The sequence below is a fragment of the Flavitalea antarctica genome (assembly GCF_054461535.1).
This window is the reverse complement of record NZ_JBTLQG010000001.1, coordinates 14,614-33,311: the sequence shown is the minus strand read 5'-3', so window position 1 is coordinate 33,311 and position 18,698 is coordinate 14,614. Positions and strand designations below refer to the sequence as shown.

The 18,698-nt window shown below is 43.8% G+C and carries 10 protein-coding genes; 2 read left to right on the top strand and 8 right to left on the bottom strand.

Going from position 1 to position 18,698, the window contains the following annotated elements; genetic code table 11:
- Positions 1 to 22 precede the first annotated feature (22 nt).
- The 3 genes from ACX0G7_RS00090 to ACX0G7_RS00080 form a co-directional block, all read right to left on the bottom strand.
- A complete protein-coding gene (locus ACX0G7_RS00090; protein ID WP_458921354.1) occupies positions 23 to 1,834 on the bottom strand; it encodes a RagB/SusD family nutrient uptake outer membrane protein in 1,812 nt (603 codons plus the stop codon).
- Positions 1,835 to 1,851: 17 nt separating this feature from the next.
- Entirely contained in the window at positions 1,852 to 5,058 is a 3,207-nt protein-coding gene (locus ACX0G7_RS00085) for a SusC/RagA family TonB-linked outer membrane protein (RefSeq protein ID WP_458921353.1), read from the bottom strand.
- A gap of 183 nt (positions 5,059 to 5,241) precedes the next feature.
- A complete protein-coding gene (locus ACX0G7_RS00080) occupies positions 5,242 to 7,593 on the bottom strand; it encodes an ABC transporter permease (protein ID WP_458921352.1) in 2,352 nt (783 codons plus the stop codon).
- Between the two features lie 199 nt (positions 7,594 to 7,792).
- On the opposite strand from ACX0G7_RS00080, the gene ACX0G7_RS00075 reads away from it, so the two are divergent.
- The gene (locus ACX0G7_RS00075) at positions 7,793 to 10,222 is read left to right on the top strand and encodes an alpha-L-rhamnosidase-related protein (RefSeq protein ID WP_458921351.1); all 2,430 of its coding nucleotides are present in this window, start codon (positions 7,793 to 7,795) and stop codon (positions 10,220 to 10,222) included.
- Positions 10,223 to 10,408: 186 nt separating this feature from the next.
- The gene (locus tag ACX0G7_RS00070) at positions 10,409 to 10,798 is read left to right on the top strand and encodes a hypothetical protein (protein WP_458921350.1); all 390 of its coding nucleotides are present in this window, start codon (positions 10,409 to 10,411) and stop codon (positions 10,796 to 10,798) included.
- Positions 10,799 to 10,831: 33 nt separating this feature from the next.
- On the opposite strand, the gene ACX0G7_RS00065 is transcribed toward ACX0G7_RS00070, so the two are convergent.
- The 5 genes from ACX0G7_RS00065 to ACX0G7_RS00045 form a co-directional block, all read right to left on the bottom strand.
- Positions 10,832 to 12,850: a TonB-dependent receptor plug domain-containing protein gene (locus ACX0G7_RS00065; RefSeq protein ID WP_458921349.1), complete on the bottom strand. Its 2,019-nt coding sequence runs from the start codon at positions 12,848 to 12,850 to the stop codon at positions 10,832 to 10,834.
- A gap of 96 nt (positions 12,851 to 12,946) precedes the next feature.
- Positions 12,947 to 15,496: a beta-propeller fold lactonase family protein gene (locus ACX0G7_RS00060; protein ID WP_458921348.1), complete on the bottom strand. Its 2,550-nt coding sequence runs from the start codon at positions 15,494 to 15,496 to the stop codon at positions 12,947 to 12,949.
- Positions 15,497 to 15,605: 109 nt separating this feature from the next.
- The gene (locus ACX0G7_RS00055; RefSeq protein ID WP_458921347.1) at positions 15,606 to 16,388 is read right to left on the bottom strand and encodes a LytR/AlgR family response regulator transcription factor; all 783 of its coding nucleotides are present in this window, start codon (positions 16,386 to 16,388) and stop codon (positions 15,606 to 15,608) included.
- Positions 16,389 to 16,443: 55 nt separating this feature from the next.
- Positions 16,444 to 17,511, bottom strand: a complete 1,068-nt coding sequence (locus ACX0G7_RS00050; RefSeq protein WP_458921346.1) for a sensor histidine kinase — start codon at positions 17,509 to 17,511, stop codon at positions 16,444 to 16,446.
- Positions 17,512 to 17,515: 4 nt separating this feature from the next.
- A complete protein-coding gene (locus tag ACX0G7_RS00045) occupies positions 17,516 to 18,556 on the bottom strand; it encodes a sensor histidine kinase (protein ID WP_458921345.1) in 1,041 nt (346 codons plus the stop codon).
- Positions 18,557 to 18,698: the final 142 nt, after the last annotated feature.

Below are 18,698 nucleotides of genomic sequence, written 5' to 3'. Positions count from 1 at the left end.
TGAGTGATCCCGGATAACAAATCTAGTAATTGGGATTTTGCTTTAGCTGCCCCCGGTACGAATCAAGAGTTTGCTGATCATACGGAAACAATTCACTTTTGTTTGGCGTAAAGAAATAGGCAATGCCGTCAATATAATGAACGTTGGCTGTTCCCACATTCAATGTATTATCGGTTCTTACCAGGTCCTGCCTCCAGTTGGTACGGGTATAACCCGTAATGGTTGCTGTGCCGCTCGGCTGGTAATACGAGTTGAGGCGTTCGATCTCCTCCCCGTTGTTTTTCCAGTAGATATACAGTGGTACGTTTGAATAAGGTCCAACAGCATCGCGAAGCTGGCGAAGTTTCACCCTGATCTCACCTGTTTGTGGGGCAACCTTTGCTGCCAGTAGGTTCCACCTGATCAAATCATACTTCCGGATTCCTTCGCCGGCAAACTCCAGGTAACGCTCATTCACAACCGCATTGAAAAAACCGGTTTTATCAGTAGGTGTAACGCCCATCCTGCTTTCATTACCGCGGAAGGCCCTCTTTCTCACTTCTTCAAAAGCTGCAATTGCCTGTGCATTCGGGCCATTGTTTATTTCGTTCACTGCCTCCGCAAACATAAGCAGCACATCGGCCATGCGGATCAGTGACCAGTTAAAGCTCAGGTTTAAAGCCGGCCCCGGCAAAGCAGGAACGCGCCAGTCGCGCCTGTATTTTCCATCCGTGATTGCAGTGAGCGCCCGGTGTGATTTGGTATTGTTTGCATTAATCTGGTATACCGGCACACTAACGTCGCGCCTGGTATCAACAGAGTCATAGGCATAAAACAGGATCGGCAACATCTGGATACCGCCCCCACCACCACCGTACCTGGACGAGGCGTTTACACTGGTGCCACTGTACTGGCCCATCCGGCTGTCAGAATTTGAATTACCGCCACCTGCACCAACCTCAAAGATGATCTCTCCAAAAGGATCGTAAGTAAATGATGCAACATTTCTCCATATGTTTTCAAAGAAAGGATTCAATGTATGCTGATCTCTTCTTGCCATAATTTCAGCACATTCATCACGTGCAATGGTATAGTATTTCAGAAAATCCGCTCTGCGTTCCATCACCTTGCTTTCGGTTCTCAAAGAGTAACCACCTCTGAACAAAGCAAGCTTTGCACGTAAAGCCTTAACTGCTCCTTTTGTTATCCTTTCATTCCTCGGAACCTCTGTTCTCCAGGGTACAAGGTCTTTTGCTACAGCGAGGTCGGCTATAAGCCTGTCGTAGGTAGAGTCCCGGTTAGATGCAGGGATAAAAAGTTCAGACAAAGTATAAGCAGGTACAAACGAGGCCGGCACATCACCCCAATTGCGGATCAGCTCAAAAAGATATTGAGCCCTCAAAGTAAGTACCTCGCCATGCAGTCGCCTCAACTCTTTTTTTTCTGACTCGGTCCCGTTCGTATAAAGGTCCATCCTGGGAATTTGCTCAATACACAAGTTTGCTTTTTCAAGGCCGCGGTTCAATTGAATAAAAGGATTGCGTAATTCTGAATTGGACAACAACAACTGGTACCGACCGATGCCCCGACGGCCATTATCTATAGCACCTGTTACCATGCCTTCGTCAGAGTCGAATGGATAATAAAGATTGATCCTTATGCCATATCCATTATCGCCCTGCAGATCATCATAAGCTCCGAGCACCGTGTTATATGCATTACTGACGCTTGAAAAAGCTTCAGCAATACCTATCTGGGATACTGGCTCAACTGTCAGGTATTTCTTACATCCTGTTGAAATGATCAGTACGAAAATGATTACTGGTGTAATGTTTTTGTATAGTGCGATTTTCATGATTTCTTCTTGAAAGGTTAAAGGCTAAGATTGATTCCAAACACGTAGGTTCTTGTTCTCGGATATCCGGCGAAGTCAACACCCTGTGTCAAAGGGTCGGAACGCCGTGTATTTACTTCGGGATCATAGCCGGTATAATTGGTAAATGTAGCCAGGTTATTAACAGTTGCATACAGACGCAGATTTGAGATCTTTGCCCGTTTCATCATTGCAGAAGGCAGCGTGTATCCTAAGGTTACATTATTGATCCGGAAAAATGATCCGTCTTCAACCGCCCATGAATGCAGGAAAAAACGATTGCTGTTGACCGGTGACCATATTGTGGCATTTTCATTTATTGCTGCAAGCTCTTTCGGATCAGTAACCACTTGTCCCTGCCCGTTGATATTTTTCCAGCGTTCGCGCATATGACCCAGCACGTTCAGGTTCGGGAAGCTTGCATCCGACCATTCTATCTTGTTTGCATTATAGATATCATTGCCATACACCCAGTTCACAAAGATGCTCATGTCAAAGTTCCTGTAAGTAAACTGGTTGTTCCATCCACCAATGAATTTAGGATTTGCGCGACCAACAACCTGCCGGTCATTGTCTGTCGTAATCCTTCCATCGCCATTAAGATCTTTTATTTTCAATGCGCCGGGCCTGATAGTGCCCGAAATTGTTGAAGCGTCGGGAACACCCGCTTTCAGTGTATAAACACCTGTTGTTGCGTTGTAATTAAAATCATCGATCTTATACATTCCATCTGTTACAAAACCATACATCAAACCGATGGGCTCTCCCACTTTCACCAGGTAATCATCGGCTCCATCCGATCCCTGCCATCCGGCGCTCCGGGTAGTCTGTGTAATCGGGCCGAGACTTTCTACTTTATTTTTATTGAATGATAAGTTGAAATTTGAGGTCCAGGTAAATCGCCTGTTTTGTACCGGGGTTGCTGATAATTGAAATTCGAGGCCCGTATTGGATGTGGAGCCGACATTCTGTATCTGCGTTATATAACCTGAGGTTGGAGGGATGTTAACTGACAGCAACAAATCGTTGCCTTCGTTTTTATACGCGTCCACTGTAAGCTGAATCCTGTTTTGCAGGAAGGAAAGGTCAAGCCCGATATTTTTGGAAAGATTTTTTTCCCATCTCAGGGAAGGATTTGCAAGCGACTGTGGCGCGTTTGCCGTAAGGATGGCATGATTCAATGCATATTGTCCTGAGATATTATAAAGCTGTAGATAAAGCAGATCAGCAATCCGGTTGTTTCCCGCAGCCCCATAGCCTACCCTGATCTTTGCTTCGTTTATAAAACCGAGCGACTGCATAAACTTTTCCTGGCCAAAACTCCAGGCTATGGTACCTGAAGGAAACACCAGCGAACCGTTTTCATAACTGAATTTGGTTGACCGGTCAGATCTGACACTAAGTGTAGCCAGTATCTTTTTTTTGAAAGCATAATTCACACGGCCAAACAAGGAAAATATACGGGCGGGCGGAGCTATATCCGAGATCGGATTTGGTTGCTGGAAGCCGGAACCTGCGGGTGGATTACCCGCAGAAAGGCGACCGAAAGCGTTTTCAGGTGCGATGGCAGCAGGAAAATATCTTACTTCAGTAGTATAGCTTTTTGCCTCGAGGTCATAAATTTCCTGTCCCACCAGGATATCGAAATCATGTTTATCATCGACGTCCTGCCGGCTGTATTGAAGCGTATTTGAATTATTGATTGTCCTTAACTCCTGGTTCCTGATAACAACAACGGGCAACGAGGCGTTATTCCTTGCCACGCTAGTTATTACACCGGAGAATGAGTTTTGCCGGCTGTTAGTATTGTCCACGCCGAATGTGCTACGGAACTTCAGATTTTTGATGATTGTATAATCTATATAGCCGGCCAGGTTTAAACCCTTCATGTATCCTCTTTTATATTCCGCTTCATTCAACAGAACCGGGTTGGTAAGTCCCGCTGAGTTTATGTATGCGTCTTCGTCAAATTCATCCAGACTTGGTACCGTTGGTATTTCGAAGGGTCTGTATTGAATACTATGGCGGAGCCTGTTTGTAGTTCTTGTACCACTTTCTGTGGTGCCCGCTCCTTTGATCACCTGGTCAATATACCGGGTAGAAAATCCTATCCTGAACTTGTCTGATAAACGATGGTCGATCTTAAAATTTACAAGTTTGCGGTTAAACCCTGATTCCAGCAGAATGCCATCTTCATTGTTAGCAGTCAGACTGAGATTGAAGGTTGTTTTCTCATTACCACCACTAACAGAAATATTGTTATTCGCATAGAAGGCCTTTCGTCCAAACATAACTTCCTGCCAGTTAACCTCTTCAATATCTTTATAAACATTCAGCGTGTCCCAGGTGGAGCCATAGGTCTTATTGAAGTTTTCAATCTCGGTGGTACCTGACAATCGACTTCTCTCCCATTGAGCCACTACAAAATCATAAGGATTAAGTACATCCATTTTTTTGAAGATCTGACGAAATCCAAACCCGCCGTTATAACTGACAACCGTCCTGCCTGATCTTCCCGATTTGGTGGTGATGATCACAACACCATTGGCACCCCTTGCTCCATATATTGCGGTGGTAGAAGCATCTTTCAGCACGTCTATAGAAGCGATATCCTGCGGGGAAATCACCTGCAGGGCATTTTCAACCTGTATTCCATCGACTACATAGATCGGTGAGTTATCCTGGGTTATTGAACCTCCGCCACGCACCCTGATTACCACTTCAGCTCCCGGCGCGCCTTCGGCTGTAGACACCTGCACACCTGCAAGTCTTCCGGTCAGCGCCTCGGCGGCAGATGATAAAGGGACATCGCGGAGCTGTTTCGCATTGACCGAAGAAACGGAACCAGTCAGATCCCGTCTTTTTACGGCTGAATAACCAATCACTACAACTTCGTCAAGGTTATTCTGGGCAGCCTGGAGTACGACTGTCACGGAATCACCGGGCTTAACCGTTAATGTCTGGGAACGATAACCAACAAGAGAGAAGTTGAGCTTAACACCGGTTGTAGCACTAACCGGAATTGTAAACTTGCCATCTTCCCCGGTTGTCGTACCCTGGTTTGAGCCCGCAACTACTACGGACACGCCGGCAAGCGGAGAACCGGAACTATCGGTAATAACCTGGCCCGTAATGGTCGACGTCTGGGCGTGTGTTACTAAAAATTGGAAGGCAACAAGGAGTGCAGACAGGAATACTTTTTTCATAATCTTAGCAGCAGTTGATCGTTAGAGATAAGGCAATTCCACATAAGTACCCTTCAATGATGGCACGATGAAATCTGATGCAGCCGGGTTTATACCATGGCTGCAACCCGCAACAATGCTAGAATTATTTTTTTTACCGGAGATGTTTTTGGAACGGTTTATTTACGCAATCGTTCCCGAACATCACTCTGTACGAAGGCTCGTGACGGGGTTGGCAATAGCTGCTTTTACTGCCTGGAAGCTGATGGTTATAATCGCAATAATGATGGCCGCCAGGGCGACAAAAACGAATGTCAGCCAGCTGATCGAGACACGATACTCAAAGTCCTGCAACCATCTATTCATAATGTACCAGCTGACTGGGATAGCAATAGTTATTGCTATAAACACAAGGCGGACAAATTCGCTGGCAAGCATATTAGTAATCCCAGGAACACTTGCTCCAAGCACTTTCCGGATGCCTATCTCTTTCTTACGATTACCTGCTGTATGCATGGCAAGTCCAAAAAGTCCCATACAGGAAATGAATATGGTCAGCCCTGCAAATAACGCAGACAAAGCCCCCGTCTGTTGCTGATCATTAAATTTTTTCGCGTATTCCTGGTCCACGAAACGGTACATAAATGGGTAAGCAGGATTGAATTTCCTGAAAACTAATTCCGCTGCTCTCAGATTTGCTGACATATCATTTTTTGCATTGAAACGCATCACCACGTTGTATGTCCAGTAATTTGTTCCCAGTACTACCATCGGATTAACGCGGCTATAGGGCGAGCCGATAATAAAATCATCAAACACCCCTACCACTGTATATTTGTTGCCAGACCATTCAATTTTTTTTCCGACCGGATCTTTAAGCCCCATCTCTTTGATGGCTGTGGCATTCAACAGCATTGAAAGACTGTCACCGGGATAAACTTCCTGGTTAATGTCCCTCCCTTGCAATAATTTCAGACCTAAGGTGTTGATAAAATGACCTGTTGTGCCAAACCGCGAAAAATTGATCCATTCCAGTGCAGGATCCATACCTGTCCATTTGAATCCAGAGGATGACGCCCCGTCCACGGTTACCCCGAGGCTTGTTTTACACATGGAAGTAATTACTCCCTGATTTAGTAATTCTGATTTGATGACCTGGTAGTTCTTGTTGATATCGCCTTCTATCTCCACTTCAGCAAGATTATTAACATTATAACCTGTATTGCGTTGTTGAACAAATTTTATCTGGCTATGAATGATAGTGGTAGAGACAATAAGAATAATGGCAATTGCAAACTGAACAACAACCAGGATCTTTCTGGGTGTGAAGCGTAGTTGAACATTTGTCAGCTCACCTTTCAAAACCCTGATGGGCCTGAACGCCGAAAGAAAAAAAGCAGGATAGCTTCCGGCGAGAAGACCCGTTAATATCACAAAACCAAGGAGCGCCAGCCAGAACATCGGTTGTCCATAGGCGATAGTGAGATTTCGATCTGAAAGTTTATTGAATGCGGGGAGAGTTAGTTCAACCATAAGTATGGCCAAAACACAGGCTACTATGGAAATCAAAATAGACTCGGTCAGGAACTGGCTCACCAGGGATCCTTTACCGGCGCCGATTACTTTTCGTACACCTACTTCTTTCGCCCGGTCTTGACTTTGAGCGGTGCTTAGATTCATAAAATTGATGCAGGCGATTCCAAGGATCAGCAACCCGATTACAAGCAATAAATAGATTATCTCAATTCTTCCACCTGCAATTTTCCCGTTTTCAAATCTTGAATAAAGATGCCATTTGGTTATTGGATGTAGAAAAATTTCCGTTTCCGATGCGGGTGAATATCGCATCAGTGCGTTTCTGATTTTGTTATTGAAGGCGTCACCAGCGGTATTTGAATGTAATTGGACGAAAGTATAATAAGCATTATCCCAGCTATTAGCATAATAATTTTCTCCCTTTTCCAGGGAAACCAGGTACTCAAAGTCAAAATTTGTATTTGAAGGCAGCGTTTTGAGAACGCCACTGACTTTATAGGGATCTTTATTATCGATCAGGATCATCTTGTTCATTGGTTCCTCTTTACCAAACAGCCGGGCTGCAAGGCCTTCAGTGATCACGATATTATTTACATCGTCAAGCGCATGATTCCGATCACCCTTTACCAGGGGGAAACTGAACATCTGAAGAAAAGGCTTATCCACATCATTTCCCTTTGCCTTTAAACTTTTATCGCCATAACTAAACAGGCGATCTATGCTCCAATAAATCCGTGAGGTATTTTTAATTTCGGCAAAATCATTTTTAAGCGCTTTACCTAAAGCACCCGCTGTCACATCCCAGGCCTGCACATTTTCAGGCCCCGTGGTACGGTTCCATACTTTATATAATGAATTTTTATTTTCATGAAACTGGTCAAAGCTTTTCTCATTCCAGATCCAGGTTCCTATCAAAATAAACCCGGCCATCCCGATTGCAAGCCCAACAATGTTTATCCCGGAATATATTTTGTTTTTCGAAATGGTGCGCCAGGCAATGGTGAGATAGTTGAACAACATGCTATAACTTTTCAGTTAAGCCTCAACGTATAGGCCAAATCGGTAATGAGCTGGTTATCAATTTCATTCTAATTGCATATTATCCTGAACTGTACGGAAGTGAACAGAGTTTGTCCAGTTCTGTTCATAAAAACGAATCATCCACATACCTCTGAGAATCAGTAATTTTAACTGCCTGTAACGATTCAATGCCTGGAATATGTACAAACACCTGAGTGCTCTGACTGTCAACTTATTTTTTATACTGTATTTTTTATCAACGTTTACCGGAGTAACCGCCCAGCAAAGCAATGCAGGGTCTATTGCGCCTGTGTTCAGGAACACGGAACAGATAGGAGGAAACAGGCAATATCTTCAAAGTCCATTCAATACTGCCGGTGACAGGCTTTATATAGTCGGATACCAGGATGGTTCATTTCCTCCCATCGGCTGGCACGTTACCGGTGAAATGGGTGGAGTGTGGAGCCATCCGGTAAAATTATTGGATGGGTTTGAAGTCACCCTTGTTGGTTCCAGCCAGCCGCTGCCCTTGTTGGCAGATTCATTTATCAACTATCCGTTTGGAAACAAACACTTGTACAATAAGATTTCGGATGAGATATCTATAGAACGATACCAATTTGTTCCGGATGGAAAGTCTGGATTTTATGTTGAATATATTTTTAAAAACAATTCCCGACGACAAATTGATCTGAACTTTCAGTTTAAAGCGATCACTAACCTCCGGCCGGTATGGCTCGGGGAAAGGACTGGTATGAAAGACGGAAAGGATCAGTCAACATATGATGACCAGACCAACTCATGGATAACAAAAGACGGACTTAACAAATGGTTTTTGGCTTATAGCTCCCCGGTTAAAGGCATACCCCAGGTTTCAACAAACCCCGATCCGGCGAAACCTAATGTCTCTTATACAGCTACAACCTATTCTTTTCGCATTGCGGCAGGTGAAAGTTTTGTTTTCCCGGTAACTTTTGCGGCTTCGATGCAAAGCAAGTCAAAAGCCATCAGCCTCATGAAAGAAATTGCGAGGCAACCAGCTAAATTACTCCTTGACAAAAAGACGCGGGTGCTGGCTCTTGATAGTAAATCAAAAATTACACTCAGTGATAAAAACCTGGAAAAAGCTTTTCGTTGGATCAAGTATAACAACGATTGGCTCATCATAGATGTGCCGGGAATCGGCAGAAGTGTCAGTGCAGGACTGCCGGATTATCCGTGGTGGTTTGGAGGAGACCTGGCTTACACCCTGAAAGGCCTGATCGCAACAGGCAGAAAGGATCTTGTATATAGTTCAATAGATCTCATCCACCGGATCTCGGAGAAAACGAATGGAAACGGCCGGATCGTTCATGAAGTATCAACCAACGGCGCAGTGTATAACGAAGGCAATGTAAATGAGACTGCGCAATTCGCTTCGCTGGTGTGGGAAGTATTTTGCTGGACGGGTGACCTGGCCTTTCTTTCCAAACATTTCCCGGCAATTCAAAAAGGACTTAAATGGCTCATGACGGAAAATGACAAAAACCGAAACCTTTTTCCGGACGGTTTCGGAATGATGGAGATACATGGAATGAACTCCGAAATGGTTGATGTTGCAGCTTATACCCAGAGAGCTTTTGCCGATGCTGCACAAATGGCCAGGATTCTTGGAAAAACCCCGCTGTCAATAGAGTACCAGGCAACAGCCGATGCGGTCAGGGAAAAAATAAATAAGGATTTCTGGGTTGAGGATTTTGGTTCATATGCTGACTTTATCGGCACAAAAGCCCAGGCGCTCCAGCTTGCCGATGACGCTATTGTGCGGGCAGACACACTTCAAAAACCCTGGGCTGTAGCCGAATTAAAAGCTACAAGACAAACGGTGGCCTCCTATCCTTCAAATACCAGGAAAGGTTTTGTAATGCATCACAATTGGGTGGTCAATACTCCCATGGAGATGGGCATTGCTGATACCGCAAAGGCAATTATCGCGTTGGAAACAGCTAAGAAATTTACAAGTCCTTTTGGTATGTTCGTTACTGGTATTGACCGCGATGAGTCAGCCGGAAGTGATACAGGATCTTTTGCTGCACTTGCCAATAAACGGGCGTTTACTTATACGGGCGCAGTGATGACGCTTCCTACAGGAGTACAGATAGTGTCAGAAAATAACTATGGAAGGCCGGACGAAGCTTATGCCTTAATGCAGAAAATGCTTCGGAGTTTTAGTTATGCTTTGCCTGGTTCTATCTATGAGGTATCGCCCGATTTTGGGATGATGACACAGGCCTGGAATCTCTATGCCTTTGGAGAACCGATCATTAAACAGTTTTTCGGCATCAGGCCAATGGCTATTAAAAAGGAAATCAATTTATTTCCATTGATCCCTTTGGCGTTAACGGAGGGGAGGATTGACAATGTGGAAGCAGGAAATAACCGGATTTCGGTTACATTTAAGCGTGAACAGGATGGCATAAATTTTCAGATCACCCAGACCCAGGAAGAATGGACAATCATATTTTCGCAAGCCAAAGATAAATTCAGTAAATGGATGGTTGATGGTAAAACTATTAAGCCTGAATCGTATGGTAACGCCGACAGAATTGTATTAAAGGGAAAAAATTTCCAGCTTGAATTGAAGCCCTGAACGGCAAATCAACAAAAAAAATTATTAGCTGTTTGTATCATCTGCAAGGTTGGTATGCATTTGGTAACAGCCAGACTGCAGCCTGAAGTGTCATAGGCGACACCTCCGGCGTGACTTGTCAACTATTATTGAAAGTTGCTGGTTGTGTCACATAAATCTGTATATTTTAAGAAAAATAATAGTCAAATGACCGTATTGCCTTCGACGATTAGCTTACACCTTGGATACAGGATCTGGATCGCAGAAATGAATTTCGATATCAATGTAATTCGAATATATAAGGATTACCTGCAGGAACTCAGCGTGAATAATGCAGATGATGACCTGACTAAAAAAGTCCGGGACTTCGAGACAGTATTACAATCCTTCCGCGATGAAATTGATGAACTGAGAAATGATATGCATCTGTTAAAAATGAAACTTGCGGGCCAGATCAGGAAACAAAAAAAATCGGAGGATGCTGCCGGCAAAACAGATGACCATGAGGAGTTGCAAACGCGCTATCAACATTTCAGAAAAAGGTTCGAATCACTAAAATCCAGCCTTTCCGTTTTCGTAACTACCATGCACCCGTAGTTTCCTGGGGTTGATCTTATTATCTGGCAGGAATTAAAGCGAGAGAGTTGCAGCAAAACTTGCGCTTCTCCCTACTCCATTGATGCCTGAGCCATGGGTCCTGTAGTCTTCATTGAATATATTAAGAAATGCGACATTGAACTTAATGGCTCCGAGCTGATATCCACCATAGACGTTGAATACATTCCAACCTGGTGTGCCTCCCCTCGGAATCCGGTTATCGTCCCTATCGCCCTGTGCAAGTCGTGCTTGATCTCCCGCCAGTAGAAATTCTGCTGAACCAAACCAGCGTTTGTATTGATAAGTAGTCAACAACCGGCCATTGACCGGTGGTATCCTCCGAAGTGGCTCGCCTTTGCTAAGACTCTGGCCTTTCGTTAAAGAAACGTTGCCACTAAGATTCCAGCTTTTTAATAATTTGTATGACAATTCGGCTTCAATTCCTTTGATATATGCTTTCTCAACGTTTTCTTTTTTATAAACCGGATAACCATTGATAACCTCTGTACCTGATTTAACTCTTGTAATCAGGTTATCCAGGTGCATATAATAGCCGGTGACGTTGGCGGACCATTTACCAGTCTGCAGTTTATACCCCAGTTCTATCGTTTTTGATCGCTCCGGCTCCAGGTCCGCGGCCGGGACTTCGTATCTGAAGTCTACAATTCCCAGTGTTCCCATATCGTCTACGTTTGGCGCACGATAACCGGTATTGAAGCCCGCATACACACTTTGCGTGCTGGTTATTTTATAGAGAAGTGATGTATTGTATACAAATGCTGATGGATTTATACTTACTTTCCCAAGGGTTGTGTCATTGATGCTGATGCGGAAAAAATTATAACGTACACCACCTTCGATCAACCATTTATTAAGATCAAGGTGATGAAGTGAATAAACAGAGTAATTACCATATTCAGATGCATCGGGATAAAGCCCCCGTTTTTTTACAGCCGAACCGGTTTGCATGTTCAGGTCTTCTGTAACACTGTTTACCTTGTCATAGTATAATTCTATACCTGAATTAGCTGACCAGACTTTTGAAAATACCGAGGTAAGATCTGTTGTTAACCCCAGGGTATTAACCTTATCTTTTTCGAAGCGGAAGGTGTTACTCCCGTTTTTACGGCTGTTTCGTCCTTCAAGATGCTGCTGCCAGGAAGTTATTATGTCAACATTGCTCAGCCAGGCATGTTTTCCCTGGATATTCAGTTTAGCATAAGTAAGCATCCTTTGTTGCGGTTCAAATTCATTAACAGCGAAATTTTCGAGCTTCAACTTGTGATAGACAGGTACATGATGCTGCCTCACAAACTGGTGGGCCAGTGTGAGCGAGATGTCCGGCCGAAATGCAAACTTAGTCTTCACATCGAAAGCAAACTCTTCGTATCCGGATGGAGCCTGCCTTCCGGTGGTATCGCCGCCAATCAGATCACCAAATTTTTTATAACCGGCACCCGCGCTTGCAACCACATTTTTTGAACTATAGGTCGCTTCTCCTCTCACCGTTTTTTCCATATCACCGGTCATGTATTTTGCCACCGCCCTACCTGACCACCCGCGACTGCCATTTGAAAATTCCGGGTCAGATGTAAATACCTGTATAACGCCCCCCAATGCATCTGAACCATACTGCACTGATCCTGTTCCTTTAGCTACCTCTATCCGGTTGATTGTAAACGGGTCAATGGTATTGAGGTATTGATTGGGGCCATAACGAAATGTAGAATTGTTCAGCCGGATACCATCTATAAGGATCAAAGTCTGGTTGCCTGTAAGCCCCCTGATAAATGGAGATCCCCCTCCATGATTGGTTTTTTGTACAAACACACCGTTTGCACCTATCAGGGCTTCAGGTGTGGTACGGGATTGATAGTTCAGCAGGGACGATCTGGAGATGGATACTGTTGCGTAAGGAACCAACAAATTTCGCTGAGGTTTCCGGGTTGCTGTTACCGTCACCTCATTAAGCAGCGCAGCCGTATCGTTTTGAGAAAAGCCTGGAGTGATAACGGTATAAAGGATGAATACAGTCAGGATGATTTTTCGCATATTGAAATTCACTATTACAGTGTATAGACAGAAAGCTTAATTATGAAAGGATTTTATATTGTAACCGCTTTGATTCGCGCCGGGTGATTTATCTGTCTATTTTTTATCCCTGGAGTCATGTTTTTCAGCCTGTGTTTTCTTTTTTTTGCCAGCGGATGATTTCTCCTTTTTCGCCGCCTTCCCGGTTAGGATCTCATCCTCCTCTTCATCTTCCTCATCGTCGTCGTCGGCAACATTTACAAATGCACTGCGTCGTGGCGCAGGCATTTCACTATCTTCTCCTTTAACTGCTTTCCATATTATCTGGCTGAAAAGCAAATCGGGTACCCTGTCTTCTTTACTCAGGTCTATATCAGCACTCAGTTTCGCCGTTGCATTGGTCGCCGTGTTTTTATCATTCAGGTTTATATTAGATGGGAGCGATTTGAACGCTGCATAATTTGCCTCTGCTGTAAAGCTCTTAAACATCGGCGTTGCAGCGGCATCATACTGGCTCATGGGGGGAAGGCCAAGTATGAGTTCGATCGTACGCAACATTGAGGATGTCGAATACATTGTTGTATCTACATAACCACGTTTCACAAACGGACCTGCAACATAAGCAGTGGTGCGATGTGCATCGACATGATCAGGCCCGTTCTGGGCATCATCTTCTACTATAAATACTGCGCTTTCTTTCCAGATCGGGCTGCTTGACAAATGTTCAATAAACAACCCCACAGCCAGGTCGTTATCGGCGACATGAGCGAACGGAGTTGTGCTGTTTAGCCGGAGCCCTTCTGTATGATCATTGCTGAACCGGATTGTATTCAATTGGGGCACTGCATTAAGTGTAAGCAACGAATCAAAGTCTCGTTTCCAGGCATTAAACCTGAGCGTGTCCCGGATCTTCAGATCATACCCGGGGAAGTAAGTACAAAAATGCCCTACAAGTGCAGGAATGTTTGCCTTGCCTCCATCGGCGAATTCGCCATAAGTACGGTATGAGACTCCTGCGCGTTTCGCGTAATCCCAGATAAAACCTTTTTTGGGATTAGCAGTTTCTGACTGGCCCTCACCAGGATATGTTCCGCCGCGACCACCATAGCTGGTTACCCAGTTTTTTTCCAGGTAGTCTGTGGCATGCGCTGAAGTGCTCCAGTTATGTCCGTCAGCACTCACCTCTCCATCAGCGTAGAAGTTGTCAAGCAATACAAACTCTTTTACAAGTTTATGCTGGTTCGGCGTTATCCTTTCGCCAAATAATACAATGCTGGTGTCACCGTTGCCCTGCGGCAGATCTCCCAGCACCTGGTCATAGGTCCTGTTTTCTTTAATAATATAAAATACATATCTGATAGGAGACTTATCCCCCACTTTCATGGGTATGGGATTTCCGGGCTCACCGGCACTGTTTATTTCCCTCTCTTTGGAAAACGGGCTATTGGTATAGACAGCCTTTGAATAAGTCGCAAGTGCTGCATCTGTTGGTTCATCAATGATGGACATTGTACCTTTCATAAGCCCTCCTATATATCCTGCTGTTACCATACCGGAAGTGTCTCCCAGATGACGGACAACATTCTGCCTTGGGGCAGATGGGTTGGGGCCATCAGGGTTAGGAAAAGAAGAGAACCCTTTACCATTGGAAACAAAAACTTTTGATCCGATCACCTTTATGTTGGTGGGATACCAGCCGACAGGTATAAAGCCTTTCGATTTTGTACGTCCCGGAACCGAAACATCAAACACCGCAAGACTGTTATTATCAGCATTGGCAACATATAATTTGCTTTCATTGGCTGAAAGTGCCAGCCCGTTCGAAGTAGATCCTGCCGGGGAGTTTGGATATAAGGCAGCATTCAACACCTCCAGCACCTTACGTTTCCGGATGTCTATAACTGAAACGCTATTGTCATTTGCATTGGCGACATATAGAATGCTGCCTTTCTTGTTTAACAATAACTCATTGGGATTATCGCCCACCGCTACATCGCCAACCAGTTTTTTTTGCCTGGTATCATATATCAACACTTTATCGCCACCCCAGGATGAGATATATAATTCCTTCTTGTCAGGAGATAACAGGCAACTATAGTTTTGCCTGCCAAGATCAATCTTTTGGATGACCTGTTTATCCGCGAGGTTTATGACATATAACGAATTGTCCTCTTTGGTCACAACATACATGATCTTTGCAGCATCATCGATGTCCAGCCCTGCCGGAGATATCTTCACCGGCCACGGTCTTCCAAGCACCAGGCTGTCTTTGAGCTGAAGCTTGTTGTTGATGATAGCGTATTTGAGAATCCGGTTATCATTTCCCCCGGATGCATAGAGAAATTGTTCATCTGAACTAAACTTCAAACCGTACCAGGATTTAGGGATGATCACGGTGTGCAGAATGGTTTCCTTTTTTGGATCTATAAGCTGGATACTTTGTATACTCTGGCCGTTATTGGTGACAGCTATAAACTTTTTTGAGGTCGAAACTGCAATGTTTAAAGGAAGATCGCCTAACGGAAATGAGCGGCCGGCCGGTGACAGGTGCCATCCATTCGGGAGCCTCACCCTGTTTTTTGAAAGGCTGGTTTCAAGTGTGTCTGTTTGCGCGCGGCTCAATAGACATTGTACTATAAGCAATGCTGACAGGGCAAGTTTTTTCATAAGCAATGAAGTGGTTTACTTAACAGGAATTATTAAGGTCTCAAATGTAAGGCTTTAGCTCAGAAAACTTTTGGCGATCACATTAACTGTGTATTATGTTATGTCAGCGCTATTTTCCCATCCATTTTTTGAATAACGTTACTTTCTCCCGGCTAACGGTCACTTCCTTTTCATGGCCTGGTCTCAACGTCAGAATTAACCGGTGGCCAAAGTAATCATCTATTTTATCTACACTGTCGATGCTTACAAAAAAAGACCTACTGATCCGGAAGAACCTGTCCGGATCCAACATTTCTTCGAGCTCGTCCATAGTATAATCCACTACAAATTTTTTACTATCCTTAGTTCTGAAGAAGTTTAGCCTTCCGTCACTATAGAAATAAGAAATATCTTCAACATCAATACTCATTAATTTCTGAGCCAGTTTTACCAGGAATCTTTTCCGGTATTCTTTTAATTGTAGTTTTTGCTGTAGTTCCCTGATGAGATTCTCGACCTGTGAGTTTGCCTGAAGGCCGGCGTCTCCGGCATAGTTCTTTTTCACCGCACGGAATTTCGTCAAAGCCGCTGAAAGCTCTTCTTTTTGCACAGGCTTAAGCAGGTAATCTACACTGTTAACCTTGAATGCCTTTAGCACATATTCATCATATGAGGTGGTAAATATTACCGGCGTTTTTAATTCGACCATTTTAAAAATTTCAAAACTTTCGCCGTCAGCAAGTTCAATGTCCATCAAAATCAGGTCGGGCTCCGGGTTTTGCTCCAGCCATTGCACGGTCGATTCAATGCTATCGCTGATACCCACGACAGTGCAGGATTCATCAACTTCCGAAAGTGTTTTCAACAATTTCTTTACGGCCAGTTCTTCGTCTTCTACAATTAATATTTTCATATTTTTTCCATTTGCTTTTATTGAAATACTTCTTTTTGCTTTTGTTGCACGACAATCATGATACCGGTATGTCGCGGTTTGCCATAGAATTGTCCCAGACCAACGGCAACACGACCATAAAATTCCTTTCACCTTCAACAACCTGGAAGCCGGTTTGCTGCATCAACTTATACTTATGCCTGATATTTTTTAACCCGATACTTGCTGATCTTTCTTTTTTGATTTTCGGTTGCAGGTTGTTATTCACCACCAGCTGATCAGCAGAAGTTGTAAAAATCTCAAGCTTAAGGGGATGCTGGCGGCTGGCTATATTATGTTTCACCGCATTTTCAACCAGCAACTGAAGACTGAATGAAGGCAGCAGATAATTATAATATTTTTTGTCTATCTCCAATTTCATGTGGAGCGCATCACCATGCCTGGTTTTTAATAGTTTGTAGTAACTGGTGATAAATTTTATTTCGTTAGCCAGGGTCGCCACGCCCCCAACGTTTGTCCGCAGCAGGTAACGATAGACCTGGCTTAATTCATTTAGGAAAACCTCCGCTTCTGCTTTGTTTTCAAACATGAGCGATGACAGCGTATTAAAACAATTGAACAAAAAATGGGGATTCACCTGGCTCTTCAGATTTTCAAATTCCTGCATCACATTCATGTGTTCAAGCAATTCTTTTTCTGCCAGGTTTTCCTTATACTTTTCAATAGAATAAAATACTTCGGTCAAGGTTATAAACATGAGATTCACGGAGATGCCAAGAATTAATGCAAGCCTTGCATCGTCCTTTGAGTATTGGTAATCCAGAATGTTGAGAAAATGATAGGTACCAAAGATTATAAGAAAAAAAAGAAATACGATCAGGCAGGTCACTGCCGTCACAATCATTACGCGGGTTGTTGTTTGTTTAAGAGATGGAAACCTGTGCTGAACCTTCGCCAGGCACCACATTTGCACCACCCAGCCGATATATCCTAAAACACAGATCAAAGGAAATGAAAACAACCATACTGTCCACTGGCGGTAAATTCGTTCGTCATAAAGAATGTAGTTTGTCAACCAGGCTATAAGCGGCATGGCAATAAGAAAACCTATTAGTCTGAGTGATAACTGCTTTTCCATTTTCATGTAGTCAACCCTGTTTTGCTATTAACGGCAAATGAATATTCCTTTCAGTTCCCGACTCCCTGATGGTAATCACGCTATTGTTTAACAAGAGATATTTTTTTATAAGATTGTCAAGCCCTTCCTCTTCATCTGATTTGTCGCTGCGTTTCCTGGCGTTGATAGTGTGCCTGATCAGCAACTCGCCATGTGCACAGCTGACATTAATGGATAATGGGGCGGTTCTGCTGGTTGTATTATTATAAATGATGTTTTCAAGTATTACCTGGAGCGTTAATGGTGGCAATAACAGTTCACCATCATTTGCGTCAATGTCAATATGTGCATCTACGGCATTTCCAAATCTTTCCCGGATAAGATAGAGGTAAGAGTTTGCAAACTTAAGTTCTTCTTTCAGTTCCGTTAGCTGGTCATCATCGCTTCTCAGCATATACCAGTGAACCCTGGTCATTTCGTTAAGGAAATGTTCAGCCACATACACATCTTCGTTGATCAGGCTGGATAGACTGTTGAAGCAGTTAAATAAAAAATGCGGTTTAACCTGTCCTTTCAGGCCAAGCAATTTTGTTTTCTGATAGGCGTTTTTCAATTGTTCAGTTTCGATTACCGAGGTTTTCCATTTATCCCAACCAGCAGCTGCTTCGTTCACAAATGTGAGTATGGTACTGGCAAAACATCCAAAAAGAGCCACCCACCATTCCATGGTGCGGTCGGGTTCACAACCCGCCGGCTGCAGCCATTCGTTCATCGCATACAAGCCCTGCATTACGCAGATGTTGAGGAGGTAAAAAATTGGAAGCATGGTTCCGATCCTTCTGAAAAAATTTCCATCTTCCGGGTAGCGCTTCCTGACGAGAAATGCAACCAGTCCGAAAACGCTATAAACAATTGCAAAATATAAAATACCCAATGTGCTGATCTTTGTGAAGGCAAGAATATCCCTGGCAAAACATTTTCCAAAGACCATCCCATTAATAATGACAGTATATGGAATCATTGCCCATAAAAAAATGACCCCCTCCTGGCTGCTGTATGGTTTAGCCTTCATAAAACATCATTGAGCATTATACTTTCATTATCAGCAATGCAATTGAGCATTTTCCCTTCATGATCAGCAACGCAATTGAGCATGTTCCCCTTCACTATCAGCAACACTTTTGAGCATTTCACTTTCAATATCAACAACACTT

Excerpts from the sequence above, each read along its gene's own strand:
- ACX0G7_RS00055 (WP_458921347.1), bottom strand. The coding sequence starts at position 16,388 with ATGAAAATATTAATTGTAGAAGACGAAGAACTGGCCGTAAAGAAATTG.
- ACX0G7_RS00070 (WP_458921350.1), top strand. The coding sequence starts at position 10,409 with ATGACCGTATTGCCTTCGACGATTAGCTTACACCTTGGATACAGGATC.
- ACX0G7_RS00080 (WP_458921352.1), bottom strand. The coding sequence starts at position 7,593 with ATGTTGTTCAACTATCTCACCATTGCCTGGCGCACCATTTCGAAAAAC.
- ACX0G7_RS00085 (WP_458921353.1), bottom strand. The coding sequence starts at position 5,058 with ATGAAAAAAGTATTCCTGTCTGCACTCCTTGTTGCCTTCCAATTTTTA.
- ACX0G7_RS00065 (WP_458921349.1), bottom strand. The coding sequence starts at position 12,850 with ATGCGAAAAATCATCCTGACTGTATTCATCCTTTATACCGTTATCACT.
- ACX0G7_RS00060 (WP_458921348.1), bottom strand. The coding sequence starts at position 15,496 with ATGAAAAAACTTGCCCTGTCAGCATTGCTTATAGTACAATGTCTATTG.
- ACX0G7_RS00090 (WP_458921354.1), bottom strand. The coding sequence starts at position 1,834 with ATGAAAATCGCACTATACAAAAACATTACACCAGTAATCATTTTCGTA.
- ACX0G7_RS00050 (WP_458921346.1), bottom strand. The coding sequence starts at position 17,511 with ATGAAAATGGAAAAGCAGTTATCACTCAGACTAATAGGTTTTCTTATT.
- ACX0G7_RS00045 (WP_458921345.1), bottom strand. The coding sequence starts at position 18,556 with ATGAAGGCTAAACCATACAGCAGCCAGGAGGGGGTCATTTTTTTATGG.
- ACX0G7_RS00075 (WP_458921351.1), top strand. The coding sequence starts at position 7,793 with ATGTACAAACACCTGAGTGCTCTGACTGTCAACTTATTTTTTATACTG.